At 65.5% G+C, this 19,129-nt stretch carries 33 protein-coding genes; 31 read left to right on the forward strand and 2 right to left on the reverse strand.

Translation table 11 applies throughout. The features are described 5' to 3' along the window. The 31 genes from DB31_RS46365 to rplQ all read left to right on the forward strand — a co-directional run. Positions 1-161, forward strand: a 161-nt coding sequence (locus DB31_RS46365) for an EF-Tu C-terminal domain-related protein (protein ID WP_476702761.1), incomplete at its 5' end; no start/stop codon positions are given. A 183-nt stretch (positions 162-344) separates the two neighbouring features. Further along, a complete protein-coding gene (rpsJ, locus tag DB31_RS06625) occupies positions 345-653 on the forward strand; it encodes a 30S ribosomal protein S10 (RefSeq protein ID WP_002614753.1) in 309 nt (102 codons plus the stop codon). Between the two features lie 50 nt (positions 654-703). Further along, complete coding sequence (gene rplD / locus DB31_RS06630; RefSeq protein ID WP_044184152.1) at positions 704-1,327, forward strand: 50S ribosomal protein L4; 624 nt, start codon at positions 704-706, stop codon at positions 1,325-1,327. Beyond that, entirely contained in the window at positions 1,324-1,617 is a 294-nt protein-coding gene (locus DB31_RS06635; protein WP_044184156.1) for a 50S ribosomal protein L23, read from the forward strand. Before rplD ends, DB31_RS06635 begins: the two co-directional genes overlap by 4 nt. A 32-nt stretch (positions 1,618-1,649) precedes the next feature. Next, positions 1,650-2,495 carry a 50S ribosomal protein L2 gene (gene rplB, locus DB31_RS06640; protein ID WP_044184158.1) on the forward strand — a complete coding sequence of 282 codons (846 nt, stop codon included), beginning with the start codon at positions 1,650-1,652 and terminating at the stop codon, positions 2,493-2,495. Between the two features lie 22 nt (positions 2,496-2,517). After that, the gene (gene rpsS / locus DB31_RS06645) at positions 2,518-2,805 is read left to right on the forward strand and encodes a 30S ribosomal protein S19 (protein ID WP_002614770.1); all 288 of its coding nucleotides are present in this window, start codon (positions 2,518-2,520) and stop codon (positions 2,803-2,805) included. A 24-nt stretch (positions 2,806-2,829) separates the two neighbouring features. Beyond that, complete coding sequence (gene rplV / locus DB31_RS06650; RefSeq protein ID WP_044184161.1) at positions 2,830-3,174, forward strand: 50S ribosomal protein L22; 345 nt, start codon at positions 2,830-2,832, stop codon at positions 3,172-3,174. Positions 3,175-3,208: 34 nt separating this feature from the next. Continuing rightward, complete coding sequence (gene rpsC, locus DB31_RS06655) at positions 3,209-3,871, forward strand: 30S ribosomal protein S3 (protein WP_044184163.1); 663 nt, start codon at positions 3,209-3,211, stop codon at positions 3,869-3,871. Between the two features lie 55 nt (positions 3,872-3,926). Further along, a complete protein-coding gene (gene rplP, locus DB31_RS06660; protein ID WP_044184165.1) occupies positions 3,927-4,346 on the forward strand; it encodes a 50S ribosomal protein L16 in 420 nt (139 codons plus the stop codon). A 22-nt stretch (positions 4,347-4,368) separates the two neighbouring features. Then, complete coding sequence (gene rpmC, locus DB31_RS06665) at positions 4,369-4,581, forward strand: 50S ribosomal protein L29 (RefSeq protein WP_044184167.1); 213 nt, start codon at positions 4,369-4,371, stop codon at positions 4,579-4,581. A gap of 80 nt (positions 4,582-4,661) precedes the next feature. Beyond that, positions 4,662-4,979: a 30S ribosomal protein S17 gene (gene rpsQ, locus DB31_RS06670; RefSeq protein WP_044184169.1), complete on the forward strand. Its 318-nt coding sequence runs from the start codon at positions 4,662-4,664 to the stop codon at positions 4,977-4,979. A gap of 32 nt (positions 4,980-5,011) precedes the next feature. Then, the gene (rplN, locus tag DB31_RS06675) at positions 5,012-5,380 is read left to right on the forward strand and encodes a 50S ribosomal protein L14 (RefSeq protein WP_044184170.1); all 369 of its coding nucleotides are present in this window, start codon (positions 5,012-5,014) and stop codon (positions 5,378-5,380) included. 38 nt (positions 5,381-5,418) lie between these two features. Further along, positions 5,419-5,748, forward strand: coding sequence for a 50S ribosomal protein L24 (rplX, locus tag DB31_RS06680; RefSeq protein WP_044184174.1), 330 nt, complete (start codon positions 5,419-5,421; stop codon positions 5,746-5,748). Positions 5,749-5,921: 173 nt separating this feature from the next. Then, the gene (rplE, locus tag DB31_RS06685; RefSeq protein ID WP_075305899.1) at positions 5,922-6,587 is read left to right on the forward strand and encodes a 50S ribosomal protein L5; all 666 of its coding nucleotides are present in this window, start codon (positions 5,922-5,924) and stop codon (positions 6,585-6,587) included. A 23-nt stretch (positions 6,588-6,610) separates the two neighbouring features. Beyond that, positions 6,611-6,796 carry a type Z 30S ribosomal protein S14 gene (locus DB31_RS06690; protein WP_002614761.1) on the forward strand — a complete coding sequence of 62 codons (186 nt, stop codon included), beginning with the start codon at positions 6,611-6,613 and terminating at the stop codon, positions 6,794-6,796. Positions 6,797-6,963: 167 nt separating this feature from the next. Further along, positions 6,964-7,362 (forward strand): 30S ribosomal protein S8, encoded by a 399-nt coding sequence (gene rpsH, locus DB31_RS06695; RefSeq protein WP_044184179.1) that lies wholly within the window; start codon positions 6,964-6,966, stop codon positions 7,360-7,362. Positions 7,363-7,423: 61 nt separating this feature from the next. Further along, positions 7,424-7,990, forward strand: a complete 567-nt coding sequence (rplF, locus tag DB31_RS06700; protein WP_044184181.1) for a 50S ribosomal protein L6 — start codon at positions 7,424-7,426, stop codon at positions 7,988-7,990. Positions 7,991-8,095: 105 nt separating this feature from the next. Beyond that, positions 8,096-8,449, forward strand: coding sequence for a 50S ribosomal protein L18 (gene rplR / locus DB31_RS06705; RefSeq protein WP_044184184.1), 354 nt, complete (start codon positions 8,096-8,098; stop codon positions 8,447-8,449). A 24-nt stretch (positions 8,450-8,473) separates the two neighbouring features. Beyond that, on the forward strand, positions 8,474-8,995 hold the full coding sequence (gene rpsE, locus DB31_RS06710; RefSeq protein ID WP_044184187.1) for a 30S ribosomal protein S5: 522 nt from the start codon (positions 8,474-8,476) through the stop codon (positions 8,993-8,995). A 2-nt stretch (positions 8,996-8,997) separates the two neighbouring features. Beyond that, entirely contained in the window at positions 8,998-9,258 is a 261-nt protein-coding gene (gene rpmD, locus DB31_RS06715; RefSeq protein WP_044184190.1) for a 50S ribosomal protein L30, read from the forward strand. Between the two features lie 57 nt (positions 9,259-9,315). Continuing rightward, positions 9,316-9,846: a 50S ribosomal protein L15 gene (rplO, locus tag DB31_RS06720; RefSeq protein WP_044184193.1), complete on the forward strand. Its 531-nt coding sequence runs from the start codon at positions 9,316-9,318 to the stop codon at positions 9,844-9,846. 128 nt (positions 9,847-9,974) lie between these two features. Further along, on the forward strand, positions 9,975-11,321 hold the full coding sequence (secY, locus tag DB31_RS06725) for a preprotein translocase subunit SecY (RefSeq protein WP_044184195.1): 1,347 nt from the start codon (positions 9,975-9,977) through the stop codon (positions 11,319-11,321). Positions 11,322-11,473: 152 nt separating this feature from the next. After that, the gene (locus DB31_RS06730) at positions 11,474-12,121 is read left to right on the forward strand and encodes an adenylate kinase (protein ID WP_044184197.1); all 648 of its coding nucleotides are present in this window, start codon (positions 11,474-11,476) and stop codon (positions 12,119-12,121) included. 14 nt (positions 12,122-12,135) lie between these two features. After that, on the forward strand, positions 12,136-12,894 hold the full coding sequence (gene map, locus DB31_RS06735; RefSeq protein WP_044184199.1) for a type I methionyl aminopeptidase: 759 nt from the start codon (positions 12,136-12,138) through the stop codon (positions 12,892-12,894). A gap of 158 nt (positions 12,895-13,052) precedes the next feature. Next, entirely contained in the window at positions 13,053-13,271 is a 219-nt protein-coding gene (gene infA / locus DB31_RS06740; protein WP_002614803.1) for a translation initiation factor IF-1, read from the forward strand. A 72-nt stretch (positions 13,272-13,343) separates the two neighbouring features. After that, complete coding sequence (rpmJ, locus tag DB31_RS06745; RefSeq protein ID WP_002614755.1) at positions 13,344-13,460, forward strand: 50S ribosomal protein L36; 117 nt, start codon at positions 13,344-13,346, stop codon at positions 13,458-13,460. Between the two features lie 49 nt (positions 13,461-13,509). Beyond that, positions 13,510-13,896, forward strand: a complete 387-nt coding sequence (rpsM, locus tag DB31_RS06750) for a 30S ribosomal protein S13 (RefSeq protein WP_044184202.1) — start codon at positions 13,510-13,512, stop codon at positions 13,894-13,896. A gap of 74 nt (positions 13,897-13,970) precedes the next feature. Further along, complete coding sequence (rpsK, locus tag DB31_RS06755; protein ID WP_075305901.1) at positions 13,971-14,417, forward strand: 30S ribosomal protein S11; 447 nt, start codon at positions 13,971-13,973, stop codon at positions 14,415-14,417. A 63-nt stretch (positions 14,418-14,480) separates the two neighbouring features. Beyond that, complete coding sequence (gene rpsD, locus DB31_RS06760) at positions 14,481-15,107, forward strand: 30S ribosomal protein S4 (protein WP_044184206.1); 627 nt, start codon at positions 14,481-14,483, stop codon at positions 15,105-15,107. A 186-nt stretch (positions 15,108-15,293) separates the two neighbouring features. Beyond that, positions 15,294-16,340, forward strand: a complete 1,047-nt coding sequence (locus DB31_RS06765; protein WP_044184208.1) for a DNA-directed RNA polymerase subunit alpha — start codon at positions 15,294-15,296, stop codon at positions 16,338-16,340. Between the two features lie 183 nt (positions 16,341-16,523). Beyond that, complete coding sequence (rplQ, locus tag DB31_RS06770; protein WP_044184209.1) at positions 16,524-16,949, forward strand: 50S ribosomal protein L17; 426 nt, start codon at positions 16,524-16,526, stop codon at positions 16,947-16,949. An 83-nt stretch (positions 16,950-17,032) separates the two neighbouring features. Here rplQ and DB31_RS06775 read toward each other — a convergent pair whose 3' ends face one another. Next, positions 17,033-17,605, reverse strand: coding sequence for a hypothetical protein (locus DB31_RS06775; protein ID WP_240486636.1), 573 nt, complete (start codon positions 17,603-17,605; stop codon positions 17,033-17,035). A 132-nt stretch (positions 17,606-17,737) separates the two neighbouring features. Further along, positions 17,738-19,123, reverse strand: coding sequence for a tetratricopeptide repeat protein (locus DB31_RS06780; protein ID WP_044186083.1), 1,386 nt, complete (start codon positions 19,121-19,123; stop codon positions 17,738-17,740). Positions 19,124-19,129 lie beyond the last annotated feature (6 nt).

The following is a 19,129-nucleotide window of genomic DNA, read 5'->3' on the forward strand; positions in this document are numbered from 1 at the left end:
TGAAGCTGCCGGAGAACGTGGAGATGGTGATGCCGGGCGACAACATCGCCATCGAGGTGGAGCTCATCACCCCTGTGGCCATGGAGGCGCAACTGCGCTTCGCGGTTCGCGAGGGTGGCCGTACGGTGGGCTCCGGCGTTGTGGCCGAGGTTATCGAGTAAGTAGTTTGACGACACCCTGACGGCCACAACCTGGCTGTCAGGGTGATGACGGAATAGAGTTGCAACCAGAGGGGTGTGGTGGTACATGCCGCGCCCCTCGTCTGAAGCACGGCTCTGTGACATCCAGGGGACGTCGGTCGTAACGCCTCCACTGCTAGGGGCCGTCTAAGAGGTTTTTTCGAAATGGCGACAACGAAGATTCGCATCCGGCTGAAGGCGTACGACTCGAAGCTCCTGGACCAGAGTGCCGGGGAGATTGTTGAGACGGCCAAGCGCACGGGCGCCAAGGTGGCCGGTCCGATCCCCCTGCCCACGCGCATCAACAAGTTCACGGTTCTGCGTTCTCCGCACGTGGACAAGAAGAGCCGCGAGCAGTTTGAGATCCGCACGCACAAGCGCTTGCTCGACATTCTCGAGCCCACCCAGCAGACGCTGGATGCGCTGATGAAGCTGGATCTGTCGGCGGGCGTTGACGTGGAGATCAAGTCCTAGGAAGCGGGGCAGGGCGGGAGTGGTTTCACTCCGACCCGCGAGGAAATGTCATGGCGAAGTTCAAGGTAATCGACCTGGATGGCAAGCAGGTGTCGGAGATCGAGCTCTCCGACGAGGTGTTCGGCGCTGACCCGAACCCCCACCTCCTCTATGAGGTGGCAAAGATGCAGCAGATCAACCGGCGTCGCGGCACGGTCGGGGTGAAGAACACCTCGCTGGTCAGCGGCGGCGGCAAGAAGCCCTGGAAGCAGAAGGGGACCGGCCGCGCTCGTCAGGGCTCCATTCGCGCCTCCCACTGGGTGGGCGGTGGTAAGGCCATGGCTCCCAAGGCCCGGGACTACTTCTACCGTCCTCCTCGCAAGGTCCGTCAGGGCGCGCTGCGCGCTGTGCTGTCCCTGCGCGCCAAGGAGAACTCCCTGTTCATCCTGGACGGCTTCAAGTTGGACGCCCCCAAGAGCAAGCAGGCCTTCGACGTGCTGACCAAGCGCCTGAAGCTGGAGAACGCGCTGGTCATCGACGAGAAGGGCAACATCAACCTGCACCGCAGCGTGCGCAACCTCGAGAAGTTCGATGTGCTGCCGCCCGAGGGTCTGAACCTCGAGTCCGTGCTGCGCCACAAGCAGCTGGTGCTCACCTCCGCGGCCGCCAAGGCCATCCAGGAGGCTCTGTCATGAAGCTCCACGACGTCATCAAGGGTCCGCTCATCACCGAGAAGCTGGATCAGGCCCGCGAGAAGTTCCGCCAGTACTCGTTCATCGTGGACAAGAAGGCCACGAAGATCGATGTGGCGCGCGCGGTCGAGAACCTCTTCAAGGTCTCTGTCGAGGGCGTTCGCACCAACATCGTCCACGGCAAGGTGAAGCGCGTCGGCAAGAGCATTGGCCAGCGCCCCAACTACAAGAAGGCCATCGTCACCCTCAAGGAGGGCGACAAGATTGAGCTCTTCGAGGGAGGGACGGCCTAGGCGCACCGCGCTGACCGTCTGAGGAAACCACCATGGGCATCAAGAAGTACAAGCCGACATCCGCCGCTCGTCGCCTGATGACGGTGTCCGACTTCGCGGACATCACCAAGGACACGCCGGAGAAGAAGCTCACCGCTCCCCTGAAGCGCTCGGGAGGCCGTAACGTTCACGGCCACATCACCCGGCGTCACCAGGGCGGTGGCCACAAGCGCCGCTACCGCGTCATCGACTTCAAGCGCCGGGACAAGGATGGCGTGCCGGCCAAGGTCGCCTCCGTGGAGTACGACCCGAACCGCACCGCCAACATCGCGCTGCTGCACTACGCGGACGGCGAGAAGCGCTACATCCTGGCCCCCGTGGGCTTGGCCGTGGGCGACACCCTGTTCGCGGGCCCGAGCTCGGACATCCGTCCGGGCAACTGCCTGCCGCTGCTGAACATCCCGGTGGGTACGGTCATCCACAACGTGGAGCTGAAGCCGGGCCGCGGCGCGCAGATCATCCGCTCGGCCGGCACCTCCGGCCAGCTGATGGCGAAGGAGGAGCGCTACGCTCAGGTGCGTCTGCCCTCTGGCGCGGTGCGCAAGGTCCTCATCGAGTGCCGCGCCACCGTGGGCCAGCTCGGCAACATCGAGCATGAGATCATCCGCATCGGTAAGGCGGGTAAGAGCCGCTGGCTGGGCATCCGGCCCACCGTCCGCGGTCTGGCGATGAACCCTGTCGACCACCCGCACGGTGGTGGTGAGGGTAAGTCCGGCCAGGGTAACCCGCACCCGGTGTCGCCGTGGGGCAAGAAGACCAAGGGTCTCACCACGCGCACCAACAAGCGGACTGACAAGTTCATCGTGAGCAAGCGCCGGCAGGGACCGCGCAGCCAGTAGCTCATAGCCCAAGGATTCTGAAATGGCTCGTTCGATCAAGAAGGGACCGTTCGTCGACGATCATCTCCTCAAGAAGGTGGAGGATATGATCAAGACGAACCAGAAGAAGGTCGTGAAGACGTGGTCGCGGCGCTCCACCATCCTGCCGGAGTTCGTCGGTCACACCTTCGCGGTTCACAACGGGAAGAAGTTCATCCCGGTCTTCGTGACGGAGAACATGGTCGGTCACAAGCTCGGTGAGTTCGCGCCGACTCGGACCTTCGGTGGGCACTCGGCGGAGAAGAAGGTCGCCAAGGCTCCCGGTAAGTAATCCGGACCGCACTAGGAGATGACGATGGAGTCCACTGCACATCTGCGCTACGTCCGCATGTCGCCCCGGAAGCTCTCCACGGTGGCTGCGCTCATCCGCGGCAAGCCTGTTGAGGCCGCGCTGAACATCCTGAAGTTCACCCCCCGCGCGGCGGCCGCCCCGGTGGCCAAGCTCATCAAGAGCGCCGTGGCCAACGCGACGGACAAGTCCAAGGGCCAGGTCGACGTGGATACTCTCTACGTGAAGACCATCTCCGTGGACCAGGCCCCCACCCAGCGCCGGTACATGCCGCGCGCCATGGGCCGGGCGACCCGCATCAACAAGAAGAGCGCCCACGTTCACGTGGTGCTCGCCGAGGCCAAGAAGTAGCCCTCCGGGCCTTCAATCTTTAAGGAGAAGCACGTTGGGACAGAAAGTTCATCCGATCGGGTTCCGCCTCGGTGTCATCAAGACCTGGGACAGCAAGTGGTTCGAGCACAAGAACTACGCCCAGTGGCTGCATGAGGACATCCGCATCCGCGAGTTCGTGAAGAAGTCGCTCAACCACGCGGGCGTCTCCAAGGTGGAGATCGAGCGCGCGGCCAACAAGGTCAAGGTCAACGTCCACACCGCGCGTCCGGGTATCGTCATCGGCAAGCGCGGCGCGGGCATCGAGACGGTGAAGAAGGACCTGCAGCAGTTCACCAAGAACGAGGTCTTCCTCAACATCGTCGAGGTCCGCAAGGCCGAGACCGACGCGCAGCTGGTGGCCGAGAACATCGCCACGCAGCTCGAGCGCCGCATCGCTTTCCGCCGCGCCATGAAGAAGGCGCTGCAGACGGCCATGAAGTTCGGGGCCAAGGGCATCCGCGTGGCCTGCTCGGGCCGCCTGGGCGGCGCGGAGATGGCGCGCTACGAGTGGTACCGCGAGGGCCGCGTGCCCCTGCACACCCTGCGCGCTGACATTGACTACGGCTTCGCCGAGGCCAAGACGACCTACGGCAAGATCGGCTGCAAGGTCTGGATCTGCCGCGGTGAGGTTCTGCCGGGTAAGGGCGGCCAGGCCCCCCTGCCCACCAACCGCTAGCTTGAGCTCCCCGGGGCGCCCACGGGTGCCCCTTTGGGGATGAAGGACACCGACGATGCTTCAGCCTGCTCGTACCAAGTACCGCAAGATGCACAAGGGCCGGACCCCCGGCCGGGCCTATCGCGGCAGCGACCTCACCTACGGTGAGTACGGCCTCATGTCCCTGCAGCCGGGGTGGATCACCTCGCGCCAGATCGAGGCGGCCCGTATCGCCATGACCCGCCACGTGAAGCGCGGCGGCAAGATCTGGATCCGGGTGTTCCCGGACAAGCCCATCACCAAGAAGCCCGCCGAGACTCGTATGGGTACCGGTAAGGGTGGCGTGGAGTACTACGTGGCGGTGGTGAAGCCGGGCCGCATCCTCTACGAGATGGAGGGCATGACGGCCGAGGTGGCCACCAGCGCGCTGAAGCTCGCGCAGGCCAAGCTGCCTGTGCTCACCAAGATCGTGAACCGCAGCGCGCTGTCGCTCTAGTGGCTGCGCGAGGAGACTGAAGATGGCGACTGCGAAAGAGTTGAGGGAGTTGGCGGCGGAAGACCTGCAGCGGCGCGCGGATGAGCTGCGCGGCACGCTGTTCCAGGACCAGCTGAGCATGCGGACGGGCAATCTGGACAGCCCCACCTCGCGTACCCAGCACCGCAAGGACCTGGCGCGGATCCTCACCGTGCTGACCGAGAAGAAGCGGGCCCCCGAGAAGACGGATAAGTAGCACCCGGCAGCCCCCTGGGAAGGGGGCGCCACTTCCCCCGGGACATCCTGGGGAACACTGACTGACAGGCGAGATTCACGATGGCTGAAGAGACCCAGACCACCTCCGCTCCAGAGACTTCCTCCCGTGGCCGTCCCAAGACGCGCGTGGGGATCGTCACCTCGAACAAGATGCAGAAGACGGTGGTCGTCACCGTCTCGCGCCGTGCGCCGCACGCCAAGTACGGCAAGATCTTGAGCATGCGCGAGAAGTACAAGGCGCACGTCGAGGACCACGACTACCCGAAGAAGATCACCATCAACGAGGGTGATCGCGTCCGCATCGCTGAGACCAAGCCGGCCTCGAAGGACAAGCGGTGGCGGGTGGTCGAAGTGATCGAGAAGAGCAAGAACGTCTGAGCCATTGGGCTCGCGGCTGAGGAGACTTCCAAATGATTCAGATGACGAGCGTGCTCGATGTGGCGGACAACTCGGGCGCGAAGAAGGTGTTCTGCATCAAGGTGCTCGGTGGTTCGAAGCGCAAGTACGCGTCGATCGGCGACGTGATCGTCGTGTCGATCCGCGAGGCGCTGCCGAACTCGAAGGTGAAGAAGGGTGACGTGGCCAAGGCCGTGATCGTCCGCACCAAGACCGAGGTGGGCCGTCCGGACGGCAGCTACATCAAGTTCGATGGCAACTCCGCCGTCCTCATCAACAAGGACATGGAGCCCATCGGCACGCGTATCTTCGGGCCGGTGGCCCGCGAGCTGCGCGCCCGCAAGTTCATGAAGATCATCTCGCTGGCGCCGGAAGTCCTCTAGGACAGCAGGCCCGCAGGCGAGTGTAAGAGAGGAACCCCATGCAGAAGCTCAAGGTTGGAGACACCGTGCAGGTCATCTCGGGCGCCGAGCGCTCGGAGAAGACGCCTGCCACCAAGCGCGGCAAGGTGCTGAAGATCGACCACGACGCCGGCCGCGTCACGGTCGAGGGACTCCGGATGGTCAAGCGCCACCTGCGCAAGACCGCTCAGAGCCCCGAGGGCGGCATCATCGAGAAGGCGGGCACCATCGCTCTCTCGGACGTCCAGGTGGTGTGCACCAAGTGCGACAAGCCGACCCGGGTGGGTATCCGGGCGGATGGCACGGACAAGAAGCGGTTCTGCAAGAACTGCGACGCCCTGATTGACTAGGTAACCGGGTTGGGGCATGTATGCGCGCCCTTTGGCCACCTGTGGCCAGAGGCGGGCAGACAGGCTGACACGAGGGCCCGAAGCTTTGGGCCCTCTCGGTGTTTCTGAGATTCCAGATGTACTGATCGGGGCCGCTGGGTCCACGACGGCGCTCCGAAGCAGAGGACCACACAATGGCTGACGAGAAGAAGGCCGACCAGGCCGAGAAGAAGGAAAAGAAGGAAAAGAAGGGCCGCAAGAAGGAAGACGTCAAGAAGGCGGGATTTGCGGCCAATATTGAGGAGGGCCTCGAGGCGAAGCCGGCGCGGCTGAAGCTGCGCTACCGCAAGGAGGGCGTCCCTGCTCTGATGAAGGAGCTGAGCCTGAAGAACCCGTACCAGGTTCCCAAGCTCGAGAAGATCGTCGTCAACATGGGTCTGGGCGAGGCGCTCGCCAACAACAAGATCCTGGAGTCCGCGGTGGACCAGCTGGGCGCCATCACCGGCCAGAAGCCCATCATCACCCGCGCGCGCAAGTCGATCGCGAACTTCAAGCTGCGCCAGGGCCAAGCCATTGGCTGCGCCGTCACGCTGCGCGGCGACCGGATGTACGAGTTCCTGGACCGCCTCATCTCCGTCGCGCTGCCGCGCGTGCGTGACTTCAAGGGCGTGTCCCCCAAGGCCTTCGACGGGAAGGGCAACTACACGCTCGGCGTCCGCGAGCAGATCATCTTCCCTGAGATCAACTACGACCAGATCGAGAAGGTGAAGGGGCTCAACATCAGCTTCGTCACCACCGCGCGCAACGACGAGCAGGGGTTGGCGCTCATGCGTCACTTCGGCATCCCGTTCCGTACGTAACTCCTCAAGGAATCCATCAATCCATGGCCAAGCTCTCCAAGATCGCCCAGGCGAAGCGCAAGCCGAAGTTCTCGGTGCGTAAGTACAACCGCTGCCCGCTGTGCGGCCGTCCCCGCGCGTTCCTGCGCAAGTTCCAGATGTGCCGCATCTGCCTGCGCCTCCGCGCGCTGCGCGGTGAGATCACCGGCGTCACCAAGTCGTCCTGGTAGCCGGAAGAGGGTGCCCCAGGCTGTGAGGCCTGGTCCCCTGGCGCTGCACGCAGCGCCGAAACGTTAAGAGCAGTGCGATCGCGGCGAACCCCCGGGATGGGCCCGGCAGGCGCGGCGGTCGAAGTCGCGGAGAGCCTCGGAGTTCTCCGCCTGGAAGGTTGTCACCCATGCCGGTCAATGATCCTGTCGGCGACATGCTGACCCGCCTGCGCAACGCCTCGCGTGCGCGGCACGACAAGGTTGTCATTCCTCACTCGAAGCTGAAGGTCGAGATCATCCGCGTCCTCAAGGAGGAGGGCTACATCGGGGACTACACGATCCACGAGCGCAAGCCCCAGAGCGAGATCACCGTTCAGCTGAAGTACGGTCAGGACCGCAGCTCCGCCATCAGCGGCATCCGCCGCGTGTCCAAGCCGGGCCTGCGCCGCTACGTGCCGATGCGCGACATTCCCCGCGTCCTGAACGGCATGGGCATCGCCGTGCTGTCCACCTCCAAGGGCATCCTGTCCGACGGCGAGGCGCGCAAGCAGAACCTCGGCGGCGAGCTGCTCTGCACCGTCTACTAGCCAGTTGCCTGGCGCCGCGGCCCGGAAGGGTCGCGCTCCGGGCAGACCTTACGAGGCCATCATGAGTCGCATTGGAAAGCTGCCGATCAAGCTGGACGCCAAGACGAAGGCAGCCGTCGCCGGCAAGAAGGTCAACTTCGAGGGCCCCAAGGGCAAGCTGTCCGTCAATCTCCCCGCCAAGGTGAAGGTGGAGATCAAGGACGGCAACGTGGTGGTGGTCCGCGAGGATGACTCCCGCGAGGCTCGGAGCCTGCACGGCCTGGCCCGCACCATCCTGGCCAACGCCGCCAAGGGCGTGAGCACGGGCTTCGAGCGCCGCCTGAGCATCCGCGGCGTCGGTTTCCGCGCCGAGGTGAAGGGCAAGAGCATCCAGTTCTCGCTGGGCTACTCGCACCCGGTGGTGTTCAACCTGCCGGAGGGTGTCACGGCCGAAGTGGATAAGACGGCCCGCACCGAGGAGAGCCTCCCGACGGTGGATCTCACCCTGCGCTCGGCGGACAAGGAGGCCCTGGGGACCGCCGCCGTGAAGATCCGCGCGCTGCGCCCGCCCGAGCCGTACAAGGGCAAGGGCATCAAGTACGCCGAGGAGAAGGTTCGCCGCAAGGAGGGCAAGACCGGTACGACTTAATCGTCGTCCGTGCCCTGAACGTTCAACCCCGCGGGCTCCTCTGGGGGCCCGCAGTCATCCGGAGGCGGAAGGCCTCATCGCCGCCGGAAGGAAGAGAAAGCAGCCATGGCTACAATCGATCCGCGCATCAAGAGGAAGAACCGCATCCGCAAGAAGCTCTCGGGTACCACCGAGCGCCCGCGGCTCACGGTTTACAAGAGCCTCAAGCACATCTACGCCCAGGTGGTGGATGACTCCACCGGCAAGACGCTGGCGTATGCCTCGTCCCTGTCCAAGGAGCTCAAGGGCCAGGATGAGGGCGACAAGAAGGCCGACGCCAAGCGCGTGGGCAAGCTGATCGCCGAGAAGTGCAAGGCGGCCAACGTCGGGGCGGTGGTGTTCGACCGCAACGGCTTCCCTTATCACGGGCGCATCGCCGCCGTGGCTGACGCCGCGCGCGAGGCCGGGCTGAAGTTCTAAGAAATTCGAAAGGAAGCTCTCCAAGTGGCAACTCCGATCAATCCGAACGACCTGGACCTCACCGACCGCGTGGTGAACATCAACCGCGTGGCCAAGGTGGTGAAGGGTGGCCGCCGGTTCTCGTTCGCCGCCCTCGTGGTGGTGGGTGATGGCAATGGCCATGTGGGCGTGGGCCTGGGCAAGGCCAACGAGGTCCCCGAGGCCATCCGCAAGGGTGGCGAGAACGCCAAGAAGAACCTGTTCCGCGTCCCGCTGTCGGGTCACACCATCCCGCACGAGGTGCTCGGGCACTTCGGCGCTGGGTGGGTGCTCCTGAAGCCGGCCAGCGAGGGTACGGGCGTCATCGCCGGTGGTGCGGTGCGCGCGGTCCTCGAGGCGGCGGGCATCCGCAACATCCTGACCAAGAGCCAGGGCTCGCGGAACCCCCACAACGTGCTGAAGGCCACGGTGGCGGGCCTGAAGCGGCTGCGCTCGGCCGAGCAGGTTTCCCGGCTGCGCGGTAAGGACGTCGAGACGGCCAAGCTGGCCGGTGAGGCGAGGACCTAGTCATGGCGCTCAAGGTGAAGCTGGTGAAGAGCTCCGCTGGCTCTTCCAAGGAGATGCTGGACACCATCCGCGGGCTCGGGCTGAAGAAGTTCGGCGACGAGCGCCTGCTCAAGGACACCCCGTCCAACCGGGGCCTGGTGTTCAAGGTGAAGCACCTGGTCTCCAGTGAGACGGTGAGCCAGGAGGCTCCGGCCCCCAAGCGCCGGAAGCCCCGTAAGATCATCGTCCGTGACCGCGCCCGGGCCAAGGCGGCCAAGAGCTAGGACGGATTCGTTCCGCGGGCCCCGCGAACCGGGGCTGCCGCGCATGAGGACTTCAAGATGTCGACGACTCTCAACAACCTGAAGCGGCCGCATAACTCGTGGCACCGCAAGAAGCGCGTGGGCCGCGGGCAGGGTAGCGGTCTGGGCAAGACGGCAGGCCGTGGTGGCAAGGGCCAGAAGGCTCGTTCCGGCAACATGCGGTTCGAGGGCTTCGAGGGCGGTCAGAGCCCCCTGCAGCGCCGGCTGCCGAAGTTCGGCTTCATCTCGCCCAACCGCGTCATCTACGCGGTGGTGAACCTGGCGGACCTCGAGCACGCGTTCGAGGCGGGCGCCACGGTGGACGAGGCCGCGCTGAAGGCCAAGGGCCTGGTCAAGGGCCGCTATGACGGCGTGAAGGTGCTCGGCCAGGGCGAGCTCTCCAAGAAGCTCACCCTCAAGGTGCACAAGCTGTCCGGTAAGGCCCAGGAGGCCATCCAGAAGGCGGGCGGCGCAGTTGAGGTGCTCCCCCTGGTGGCGCACAAGCCTGAGTCTGCCTCGAAGGCTCACTCTGGCAAGGGCGTCAAGGCCCCCAAGCAGACGAACGCCTAGCTGTGCTGGGCCGCGCTTCACTTTGGGTGGTGCGCGCCGGTTCGCTTGTGTAGGCTCACGCGCCCCTCTCCTTCGTGGATTGGGGCGCTGTCGTTCTATCAGGACCTTTCGAAGGGGATGGCTCCGTCGTGGCACTGAATGCCTTCGCCAACATTTTCCGCATCGCGGAGCTGCGCAACCGGCTCGCGTACACGCTGGTGCTGCTGGCGGTCTACCGCCTGGGCATCTTCATCAACACGCCGGGCGTGGATCGCGCGGCGATGAACGCGTTCATGGACGCCCAGAAACAGTCGGGCGGCCTGGTGTCGCTGTTCAACCTGTTCTCCGGTGGCGCGCTGGAGCAGATGTCCATCTTCGGCCTGGGCATCATGCCGTACGTGTCCGCCTCCATCATCATGCAGCTGCTGGCGGTGGTCATCCCCAGCCTGGAGCGGCTGCAGAAGGAGGGCGCGGCGGGACGGCAGAAGATCAACCAGTACACTCGCTACGGCTCCATCGTCCTGTCCGTCATCCAGGGCATCGGTATCTCCCGCTGGCTGGCCTCGCTGGGCCGCAGCGACGCGGGGCAGACCGGCTTCAACCAGATCGTCGTGCCGGATGACAGCGTGTGGTTCACCTTCATGACGGTGATCAGCCTTACCGCTGGCACGGCCTTCATCATGTGGCTGGGCGAGCGCATCACCGAGCGCGGCATCGGCAACGGCATCTCGCTCATCATCTTCGCCGGCATCATCGCGGGCCTGGTGCCCGCCTCCAAGCAGCTGTTCGACCTGACGTCGCAGGGCGCCCTCGAGCCTGCGATGCTGGTGGCGCTGGGCGTCTTCATGCTCGTGGTCATCGCGGTCGTGGTCTACGTGGAGCGAGGCATGCGGCGCATCCCGGTCCAGTACGCCAAGCGCATGGCGGGGCGGCGGATGTTCGCGGGCCAGGCCACTTACTTTCCGATGAAGGTGAACAGCGCGGGCGTGATCCCGCCTATCTTCGCCGGCGCGCTGCTGTCCTTCCCGGCCACGCTGGGCACCTGGTTCCCCTTCCTGAACACGTTCCGCCAGGGCCTCGAGGGCAACCCGTGGCTCTATGACGGCCTGTTCGTCCTGCTCATCATCTTCTTCGCCTACTTCTACACCGCGCTGACGTTCCGGCCGGATGACGTGGCCGACAACATCAAGAAGCAGGGTGGCTACATCCCCGGCATCCGCCCGGGCCGCCAGACGGCAGACTTCATCGAGCGCGTGCTCAACCGCATTACCTTCGGCGGCGCCGTCTACCTGGCCATCATCTGCGTCATCCCCTCCATCATCACCAACACGCTGGGGGTGCGCTTCCAGTTCGGCGGCACCGCGCTGCTGATCGTCGTCGGCGTGGCGCTGGACACAGTGCAGCAGATCGAGGGCCACCTCATCAGCCGCAACTACGAGGGCTTCGCCGGTCCGCGCGGCCCGCGCATCCGTGGCCGGGTCCGGGTGGCGGCCTAGCCGGTGAGTTTGTTTCACGGACGCCTCTCTCCGGATGGCCGGGGAGGGGCGTCTCGTCGTTCAGGGATAGTCAGTCGTGCACGGGGAGCGAGTTCGAGGGTTGGCGCCGCGGGCTTCCCGTGCGTTCCTTCGAAGGAGCTGAAGAGGAGCACATGAACCTGATCCTGTTGGGCCCGCCGAACGCGGGAAAGGGTACCCAGGCGAAGAATCTGTTCCGGGACTTCCAGATCCCGCAGATCTCCACCGGGGACATCCTCCGCAAGGCCGTGAAGGATGGGACGGAGATGGGCAAGATTGCCGGGCCGCTGATGGCCTCGGGCGCCTATGTCCCAGATGACATCGTCATTGGCATCGTCGAGGAGCGGCTCAAGCAGCCGGACTGCGCCAACGGCTTCGTGCTGGATGGCTTCCCTCGCACCACTCCCCAGGCGGATGCCCTGGAGCGGATGCTGGCGAAGAACGGCAAGAAGATCGAGGCCGTGGTCTCGCTCGAGGTGCCGCACGAGAAGCTCATCGAGCGCGGCTCCGGCCGGCGCTCCTGCCCGGTGGATGGCAGCGTCTACCACGTCATCCAGAGCCCTCCGAAGCGGGCCGGGTTCTGCGACAAGTGCGGCGCGGGCCTTGTCCAGCGTGACGACGATCACCCCGAGGTGATCGAGAAGCGGCTCAAGAAGTACGACGCCGAGACGTCGCCGCTGAAGGACTACTACGCCAAGAAGGGCTTGCTGAAGACCATCGACGGCGTGGGGCCCGCCGAGGGTATCTACGCGGAGATCAAGGCCGCCATCGGGAAGCCCTGAGCGTGTAGATCCCCATGGCCCAAGTCGAGATCAAGAGCGCGGACGAGATCGCCCTCATGCGTGAGGCCGGCCGAATCGTCTGCGAGATCCTCGACGAGCTCGAGAAGGCCGTGGCCCCGGGGGTTACCACCTGGGACCTGGATGCCCTGGCCGAGAAGCTCATCTACGCCAAGGGAGCCAAGCCAGCGTTCAAGGGCTACCTCGGCTTCCCGAGCTGCCTGTGTGCGTCCATCAACGAGGAAGTCGTACACGGCATTCCCTCCAAGAAGCGGAAGCTGGCGGCGGGCGACCTGATGAAGCTGGACTTCGGGGTGGTGTACCGGGGGTTCTTCGGGGACTCGGCGCGCACCGTGCCGGTGGGGAAGGTGGGGCAGGAGGCCCTGGCGCTCGTTAATGTCACCCGGCAGTCCCTGCAGAAGGGGATTGCCGCGGCGGTACCGGGCAACCGGATCGGCGACATCAGCCACGCGATCCAGAGCTACGTCGAGGCGCATGGGTATTCCGTGGTGCGCAGCTTCACGGGGCATGGGATCGGCCGCAAGCTCCACGAGAAGCCAGAGGTGCCCAACTACGGTTCGCCGGGGTCGGGCATGAAGCTCCGTTCGGGAATGACCATCGCCATCGAGCCCATGGTCAACCTGGGAACCGATGAGGTAGGCCTCCTTGAGGACGACTGGACGGCGGTGACGCTCGACTCCAAGCTTTCCGCCCACTTCGAACATACCGTGCTGATCACGGATCATGGCCCCGAGGTGCTCACCCGGAGGTCCTAAGAGGGCCTGCCCCGGCGAGAAATACGTTGTTATCATGAGGGGTTGGTAGAAGTTTGGAGCGGGCGCTTCTGGGTACTTGCCACTTCGGGACCAAAGTGCTATCCCGCCGCGCTTCCAAGAGTTACTGAGTTACTGGTGGTCCGGAAGAGGGTTTTCGATTGCCGAAGGACGATTCGATCGAAGTTGAGGGGACCGTGATGGAGCCCCTGCCCAACGCGATGTTCCGCGTGGTGCTAGACAATGGCCACAAGGTGCTCGCGCACATCTCCGGCAAGATGCGGATGCATTTCATCCGTATTCTGCCGGGCGATAAGGTCAAGGTGGAGCTGTCCCCCTATGACCTGACCCGTGGACGGATCACCTACCGGGCGAAGTAATCGGGCCCGCCCGCTCTTCAGGCGGGCAGCCCTTGCAGACTTTTCTAATTCACGAAGGAAGGAAGTAGCGCCATGAAGGTTCGGGCGTCCGTCAAGAAGATTTGCGACAAGTGCAAGGTGATCCGCCGCAAGGGGATCGTCCGCGTCATCTGCGCCTCCAACCCGCGGCACAAGCAGCGCCAGGGCTAACGGGCAACCGTTGGCTCCAGACCAACTCCACTGAAGAAGGAATGTAACGATGGCTCGTATCGCCGGTGTCGATCTCCCGCCTGCCAAGCGCGCGGTGATCTCGCTCCAGTACATCTACGGGATCGGTAACAAGACCGCCCATGAGATCTGCGCTCACGCGGGGATCGCGCTCGAGACCCGGACCAAGGACCTGACCGATGATCAGGCCCGTAAGATCCGTGAGTACATTGAGGCCAACCTCAAGGTTGAGGGTGACCTGCGGCGCGAGGTGACGATGAACATCAAGCGTCTGATGGACCTGGGCTGCTACCGGGGCCTCCGTCACCGCAAGGGCCTGCCCGTCCGCGGCCAGCGCACCCACACCAACGCGCGCACCCGCAAGGGTCCGAAGCGCCGCATCGTTCGCGCCAAGCCGGCTGCTCCGGCGGGCCGCTAGACGTTCCTCCCCACTGCGCCAGCGCCGCCTAGGCTCTGGCGTCGATCATCTACTCCTCAGGAGCTCCGACTCTCATGGCTGAAGAAGTCCAGACCCCTGCCGCCGCCACGACGACCCCCGAGGGTGGTGGCGAGACCGCTGCGGCCAAGAAGGCCAAGCGCAAGGGCAAGAAGAACATCCTCAACGGCGTGGTCCACATCCAGTCCACGTTCAACAACACCATCATCACGATCACGGACGTGTCCGGGAACGTGATCTCGTGGTCCTCGGCGGGCGCCCGTGGCTTCAAGGGCAGCCGCAAGTCGACCCCGTTCGCCGCGCAGGTTGCCGCCGGTGACGCCGCCGCCAAGGCCATGGAGCACGGCCTGAAGACGGTGACGGTGCTGGTGAAGGGCCCTGGCGCTGGCCGCGAGTCCGCGCTGCGCGCCCTGGCCGCCGCTGGCCTGAAGATCACCCTGATCCGCGACGTGACGCCCATCCCGCACAACGGCTGCCGTCAGCCGAAGCGCCGCCGCGTCTAATTCCCTCATCCGGGTCCTGCCTGAGAGGGCAGGGCCCTAGACCACCTCTGAAGGAGAAGTTCCTTGGCTCGTTACACCGCCAGCGCCTGCCGCATCTGCCGGCGCGAGAACCTGAAGATGTACCTTAAGGGCGATCGCTGCTACACGGACAAGTGTGCCATCGAGCGCCGCCCGTATCCCCCCGGCCAGCACGGCCAGGGCCGCGTGAAGTTCTCCGGCTACGGCGTGCAGCTGCGCGAGAAGCAGAAGGTCAAGCGCATGTACGGCCTGCTCGAGAGCCAGTTCCGCGGCTACTACCACCGCGCGTCCGCGGCCAAGGGCAAGACGGGTGAGAACCTCCTGCAGCAGCTGGAGCTCCGCCTGGACAACGTGGTGTTCCGCATGGGCTTCGCGGACACGCGCAACGAGGCTCGCCAGCTGGTGCGTCACGGCCACTTCAAGGTGAACGGCAAGCGGGTGAACATCCCCTCGTTCGCGGTGAAGCCGGGCAGCGCCGTCGAGGTGGCCGAGAAGAGCCGCAAGGTTCTGCGCATCTCCGAGGCTCTGGAGACTGTGGACCGCCGCGGCGTGCCGCAGTGGATCGACCTGGACAAGAAGGCCTTCAAGGGGACCGTGAAGACGGTGCCGAACCGCGAGGACCTGACCATGCCGATCCAGGAGCAGCTCATCGTGGAGCTCTACTCCAAGTAGGCCTGAGGCCCCTCAAGGGCCTGATTGCCTGCTTCAGGCGCCCTGGCGGCCTCCGCCGGGGCGTCGTGCTTCTTTCTGGCCGGTTCGTCCGGCCTCGGTTAATCGTCGTACCCCCCGCGTCTCCATCCTCCTGCCGTTCTGGCGGGTAAGTCGGTGGTGGAGTGCGCTTCGAGAGGTAGCAACACCATGGCTGATACGTTCATCGCGAAGAACTGGCGCGACCTCATCAAGCCGCGCCGGCTGGAAGTGGATCAGGACTCGCTCACCGGCACCTACGGCAAGTTCGTGGCGGAGCCCCTGGAGCGCGGCTTCGGCACCACGCTGGGCAACTCGCTGCGCCGCGTGCTGCTGTCGTCCCTGCAGGGCTCGGCCATCACCTCGGTGAAGATCGAGGGCGTGGACCACGAGTTCACCACCATCCCCGAGGTCGCTGAGGACGTCACCGACATCGTGCTGAACCTGAAGGAAGTCCTCCTTCGGATGCACACGAACGAGACGAAGACCCTGCGCATCGAGGTCGAGGGCCCCAAGGAGATCAAGGCCGGCGACATCATCGCGGATCAGGACGTCGAGATCCTCAACCCCGGCCACCACATCTGCACCGTGTCCGAGGGTGGCAAGGTCCGGATGGAGCTGACCTGCCGCCGCGGCCGTGGCTACGTGCCGGCCAACACCAACAAGGTCGCGGGCGCGCCCATTGGGACGATCCCCATCGACTCGCTGTTCTCGCCCGTGCGCAAGGTGAACTACCAGGTCACCAACGCCCGCGTCGGTCAGGTCACCGACTTCGACAAGCTGGCGCTCGAGGTGTGGACGGATGGCTCCGTCACCCCGCAGGACGCCGTCGCGTACGCGGCCAAGATCATCAAGGAGCAGCTCACGGTCTTCGTGAACTTCGACGAGACCGAGGAGCCCGTGGCGGTGGAGGCCCCGAAGGAGGAGGCCAAGCTCAACGAGAACCTCTTCCGCTCGGTGGATGAGCTGGAGCTCTCGGTTCGCTCGGCCAACTGCCTGCAGCAGGCCAACATCAAGACCATCGGCGACCTGGTGCAGCGCACCGAGGCCGAGATGCTCAAGACCAAGAACTTCGGCCGCAAGTCTCTGAAGGAGATCAAGGAGATCCTCGCGGAGATGGGCCTGTCGCTCGGCATGAAGCTCGAGAACTGGCCTCCGAAGCAGGCTCCTGTCGCGGCGCCGCCCCCGGCCGCCGCCAGCGCGGCCCCCAAGGCCTAGTTGTTTCCGTAGGACCTCGGCCCGCGCCGTGACACGGCTTCACGCGGCGCGGGAAGAGGGGGCCCCTCCCCATAAAAGTGGGGGCCTATTGGCAATAGCGGACCTCGGTGTCGAGTCCGCTCTTCCCACCCGGTACCTGATACGGCCGGTGTGGTGGAGCCGAGAGGCTCCGGAGTCACGCTCATGCGTCACAAGGTTGGACAGAGGAAGCTTCACCGCACCACGCCGCACCGGCTCGCGATGCTCAACAACATGGTCACCTCGCTGCTCGAGCACGAGGCGATCCGCACCACCGTCCCCAAGGCCAAGGAGGCCCGGAAGATGGCGGAGCGGATCATCACGCTCGGCAAGCGCGGCGGGCTGGCCAATGTTCGTCTGGCTGCCCGAATCGTGAAGGACAAGGACGTCCTCCAGAAGGTCTTCAGCACCTACAAGGACCGCTACGCCAGCCGTAAGGGCGGCTACACCCGCATCATCAAGCTCGGCTTCCGCCGGGGTGACGCTGCGGAGATGGCCCTCCTGGAGTTGGTGGACCGTCCCGCCAAGGCTGCCCCCGCCGAGGGTGGTGAGGCCGAGGGTGAGGCGAAGACCGAGGAGAGCAAGGGCTAATCGCCCGGCTCTCACGCCGACGCCGTCACGGAGCGTCCTTCCCGCGAGGGAAGGGCGCTTTCGTGTTTCTGGGGGCTGGGCTGCTACTCGCCGACGGCCTGGCCGTTCTTCACCAGCTCCGCCTTGCCGTCGTTCGTCTTCATCTCCGCGCTGACGAAGCGCTCGTCGCCGGGCATGGGCCCCGTGGGGCCCAGCAGGTTCTTGGGCGTGAGCGTGACGTCGCCCCCGGGAGCCACTTTGTCCACGATGGCCTTGTACTTGCCGTTCACCGTGAAGATGACGTTCTCCCACGGATCGTCATCCGTGTTGCTCACCAGCAGCGCTGGCGACGCCTTGGGGCGATCCGCGTTCGGCAGCACGATGACTCGCGCACCCAGGTCCGCCGTCTTCACGCCTTGGCCCGGGCAGGCGATCACGATGCTCACCAGCGAGATGAAGGCCCAGCCTCCGATGATCCCCGCTTTCGCCTTGAAGAAGCGATCCGAGGACCGGAAGTCCTGGAACATCTCCTTCAGCATCGACAGGCCGTTGAGGAACTGGTTGGACGCCTCCGAGGCGATCCGCTGGCCTACCTGACCTTCGGCCTTCTTCCCCGCCGGGCCGGCGCGCGCCGCGCTGAGCGCGCGCATGTTCGGGTTGGTCGGCACACGCGGCATTCCGGGACTGGAGACCGTGCGCTGAGGAGTCGCCGCCGAGTCCGAGGACCCCGCCGGCGGAGCATTGTGATCAGGCACCTTGCGACCGTCGCTCATCGGACAGCCAGTGTAGAGGCGCCGGGCGCCCGGTGGCTACTCCTGAGCTTTCACCTGCTGCAGGGCCCTCGAGGCCAGCGCGTTGTCTGGCTGCTCCTCCAGGACCTTCAGGAGCCACTTCTCCGCCTCCGCGCCCGCTGCCTTGCGATCCTCGGGCTTGCGCGTCCGCGTCGATTGCTCGGCGAAGAGCAGCCCCAGCCGCAGCGCAAACTCCATGTTCTCCGGGTCTTTTTCGACCACATACCGCAGCTCGCGCTCGGCCGCCGGGAAGTCGCCCTCCAGCTGGTACACCACCGCCAGCTGGCCCCGCGCGGGCACTGCGTTCGGAGACAGCCACGTGAGGATCTGGAACGCCTCCCGTGCCGCCTTCAGGTCCCGCTTGTCCAGGCTCAGGTTTCCCAGCCGGAACCAGGCCTCGTCCAGCAGCGGGTTGAAGGCCACCGCCTTGCTGAAGGCCTCCCGCGCCGCCTCCGCCCGCTGCCGCGAGAGGTACAGCTCCCCTAGGTAGAAGTAGTTCTTGCCGTCCTTGGGCGAGAGCTCGATGGCCTGCTTGAACTCGTCCACTGCCCGCCCCGCGTCGTCCAGCCGCTGGTACGCCAGCCCCAGCAGCGCGTGCACCACCGCCAGGTCCGGGTAGTCGTGGAGGATCTCCTCGAAGGCCAGGATGGCCTGCTGCGGTACGTCCAGCTCCTGCAGGAAGCGCATGCCCTCCTCGAGCTTGCCCTCGGCCGCCTTGGGGAAGCTGTTGAACGGGTCCGCGATCTGGTTCATCAGCGCTCGCGCCGTCGTTACCTCCGGAGGCGTGGGCGCCGCCCGGACCACCGCGTTGAGCGCCGCCACGGCCCCCGCGCTGTCTCCCGTGCGGTGCAGCGCCTTGGCCAGCGGGAGCCGGACGGCGGCACGAGCCGGGGCCAGCTCGGCGGCGCGGCGCAGCGGGCCCAGCGCGGCGCTGTACTGCTCGGACTCCAGCAGGGCGATGCCCAGGCGGTAGTGGAACTCGGCCTCGTTGGGGGCCAGGGCGATGGCGCGCTCGAAGGCGGCCACTGCCGGGGCTCCGGCGTCCGAGGCCCGCGAGAAGTACGCCAGCCCGAGCATGTAGTGGTTCACTGCCCGCTCGGACTGGGTGTTGCGGCGCTGGAGCTCGGCGATCCACGCGTCCGTCCGCCCCGACTTCACCTGCGCTTCCGTGAGGGTGCGCGCCACGTCGAGATCGCCCGGGCTCTTGGCGTGCAGTTCCTCCAGGAGCGCCAGGGCCTTGGCCGGCTGGTTCTGCTCCATGTAGACGCGGGCCTGCTCGCGCGGGGTGAGCACCCGCTCCATCGAGGCGCTGTGCTGGCAGCCGGTGAGCAAGGTGCCGCTGAGCACTGCGGCCAGGGTGGTGCAGCGGAGGAGAGAGGCGCGGCGGAGAGCGAGGGGCTTCACGGTCAA

The sequence above is a fragment of the Hyalangium minutum genome (genome assembly GCF_000737315.1).
GTDB lineage: Bacteria > Myxococcota > Myxococcia > Myxococcales > Myxococcaceae > Hyalangium > Hyalangium minutum.

Excerpts from the sequence above, each read along its gene's own strand:
- rpmC (WP_044184167.1), top strand. The coding sequence starts at position 4,369 with ATGGCGACTGCGAAAGAGTTGAGGGAGTTGGCGGCGGAAGACCTGCAG.
- rplO (WP_044184193.1), top strand. The coding sequence starts at position 9,316 with ATGTCGACGACTCTCAACAACCTGAAGCGGCCGCATAACTCGTGGCAC.
- DB31_RS06690 (WP_002614761.1), top strand. The coding sequence starts at position 6,611 with ATGGCCAAGCTCTCCAAGATCGCCCAGGCGAAGCGCAAGCCGAAGTTC.
- rpmJ (WP_002614755.1), top strand. The coding sequence starts at position 13,344 with ATGAAGGTTCGGGCGTCCGTCAAGAAGATTTGCGACAAGTGCAAGGTG.
- rpsK (WP_075305901.1), top strand. The coding sequence starts at position 13,971 with ATGGCTGAAGAAGTCCAGACCCCTGCCGCCGCCACGACGACCCCCGAG.
- rplR (WP_044184184.1), top strand. The coding sequence starts at position 8,096 with ATGGCTACAATCGATCCGCGCATCAAGAGGAAGAACCGCATCCGCAAG.
- rpsQ (WP_044184169.1), top strand. The coding sequence starts at position 4,662 with ATGGCTGAAGAGACCCAGACCACCTCCGCTCCAGAGACTTCCTCCCGT.
- rplX (WP_044184174.1), top strand. The coding sequence starts at position 5,419 with ATGCAGAAGCTCAAGGTTGGAGACACCGTGCAGGTCATCTCGGGCGCC.
- DB31_RS06775 (WP_240486636.1), bottom strand. The coding sequence starts at position 17,605 with ATGCCGCGTGTGCCGACCAACCCGAACATGCGCGCGCTCAGCGCGGCG.
- rplQ (WP_044184209.1), top strand. The coding sequence starts at position 16,524 with ATGCGTCACAAGGTTGGACAGAGGAAGCTTCACCGCACCACGCCGCAC.
- map (WP_044184199.1), top strand. The coding sequence starts at position 12,136 with ATGGCCCAAGTCGAGATCAAGAGCGCGGACGAGATCGCCCTCATGCGT.
- rplD (WP_044184152.1), top strand. The coding sequence starts at position 704 with ATGGCGAAGTTCAAGGTAATCGACCTGGATGGCAAGCAGGTGTCGGAG.
- rplP (WP_044184165.1), top strand. The coding sequence starts at position 3,927 with ATGCTTCAGCCTGCTCGTACCAAGTACCGCAAGATGCACAAGGGCCGG.
- rplB (WP_044184158.1), top strand. The coding sequence starts at position 1,650 with ATGGGCATCAAGAAGTACAAGCCGACATCCGCCGCTCGTCGCCTGATG.
- rpsM (WP_044184202.1), top strand. The coding sequence starts at position 13,510 with ATGGCTCGTATCGCCGGTGTCGATCTCCCGCCTGCCAAGCGCGCGGTG.
- DB31_RS06765 (WP_044184208.1), top strand. The coding sequence starts at position 15,294 with ATGGCTGATACGTTCATCGCGAAGAACTGGCGCGACCTCATCAAGCCG.
- rpsH (WP_044184179.1), top strand. The coding sequence starts at position 6,964 with ATGCCGGTCAATGATCCTGTCGGCGACATGCTGACCCGCCTGCGCAAC.
- DB31_RS06635 (WP_044184156.1), top strand. The coding sequence starts at position 1,324 with ATGAAGCTCCACGACGTCATCAAGGGTCCGCTCATCACCGAGAAGCTG.
- rplE (WP_075305899.1), top strand. The coding sequence starts at position 5,922 with ATGGCTGACGAGAAGAAGGCCGACCAGGCCGAGAAGAAGGAAAAGAAG.
- rplF (WP_044184181.1), top strand. The coding sequence starts at position 7,424 with ATGAGTCGCATTGGAAAGCTGCCGATCAAGCTGGACGCCAAGACGAAG.
- rpsJ (WP_002614753.1), top strand. The coding sequence starts at position 345 with ATGGCGACAACGAAGATTCGCATCCGGCTGAAGGCGTACGACTCGAAG.
- rpmD (WP_044184190.1), top strand. The coding sequence starts at position 8,998 with ATGGCGCTCAAGGTGAAGCTGGTGAAGAGCTCCGCTGGCTCTTCCAAG.
- rplN (WP_044184170.1), top strand. The coding sequence starts at position 5,012 with ATGATTCAGATGACGAGCGTGCTCGATGTGGCGGACAACTCGGGCGCG.
- DB31_RS06730 (WP_044184197.1), top strand. The coding sequence starts at position 11,474 with ATGAACCTGATCCTGTTGGGCCCGCCGAACGCGGGAAAGGGTACCCAG.
- rpsS (WP_002614770.1), top strand. The coding sequence starts at position 2,518 with ATGGCTCGTTCGATCAAGAAGGGACCGTTCGTCGACGATCATCTCCTC.
- rplV (WP_044184161.1), top strand. The coding sequence starts at position 2,830 with ATGGAGTCCACTGCACATCTGCGCTACGTCCGCATGTCGCCCCGGAAG.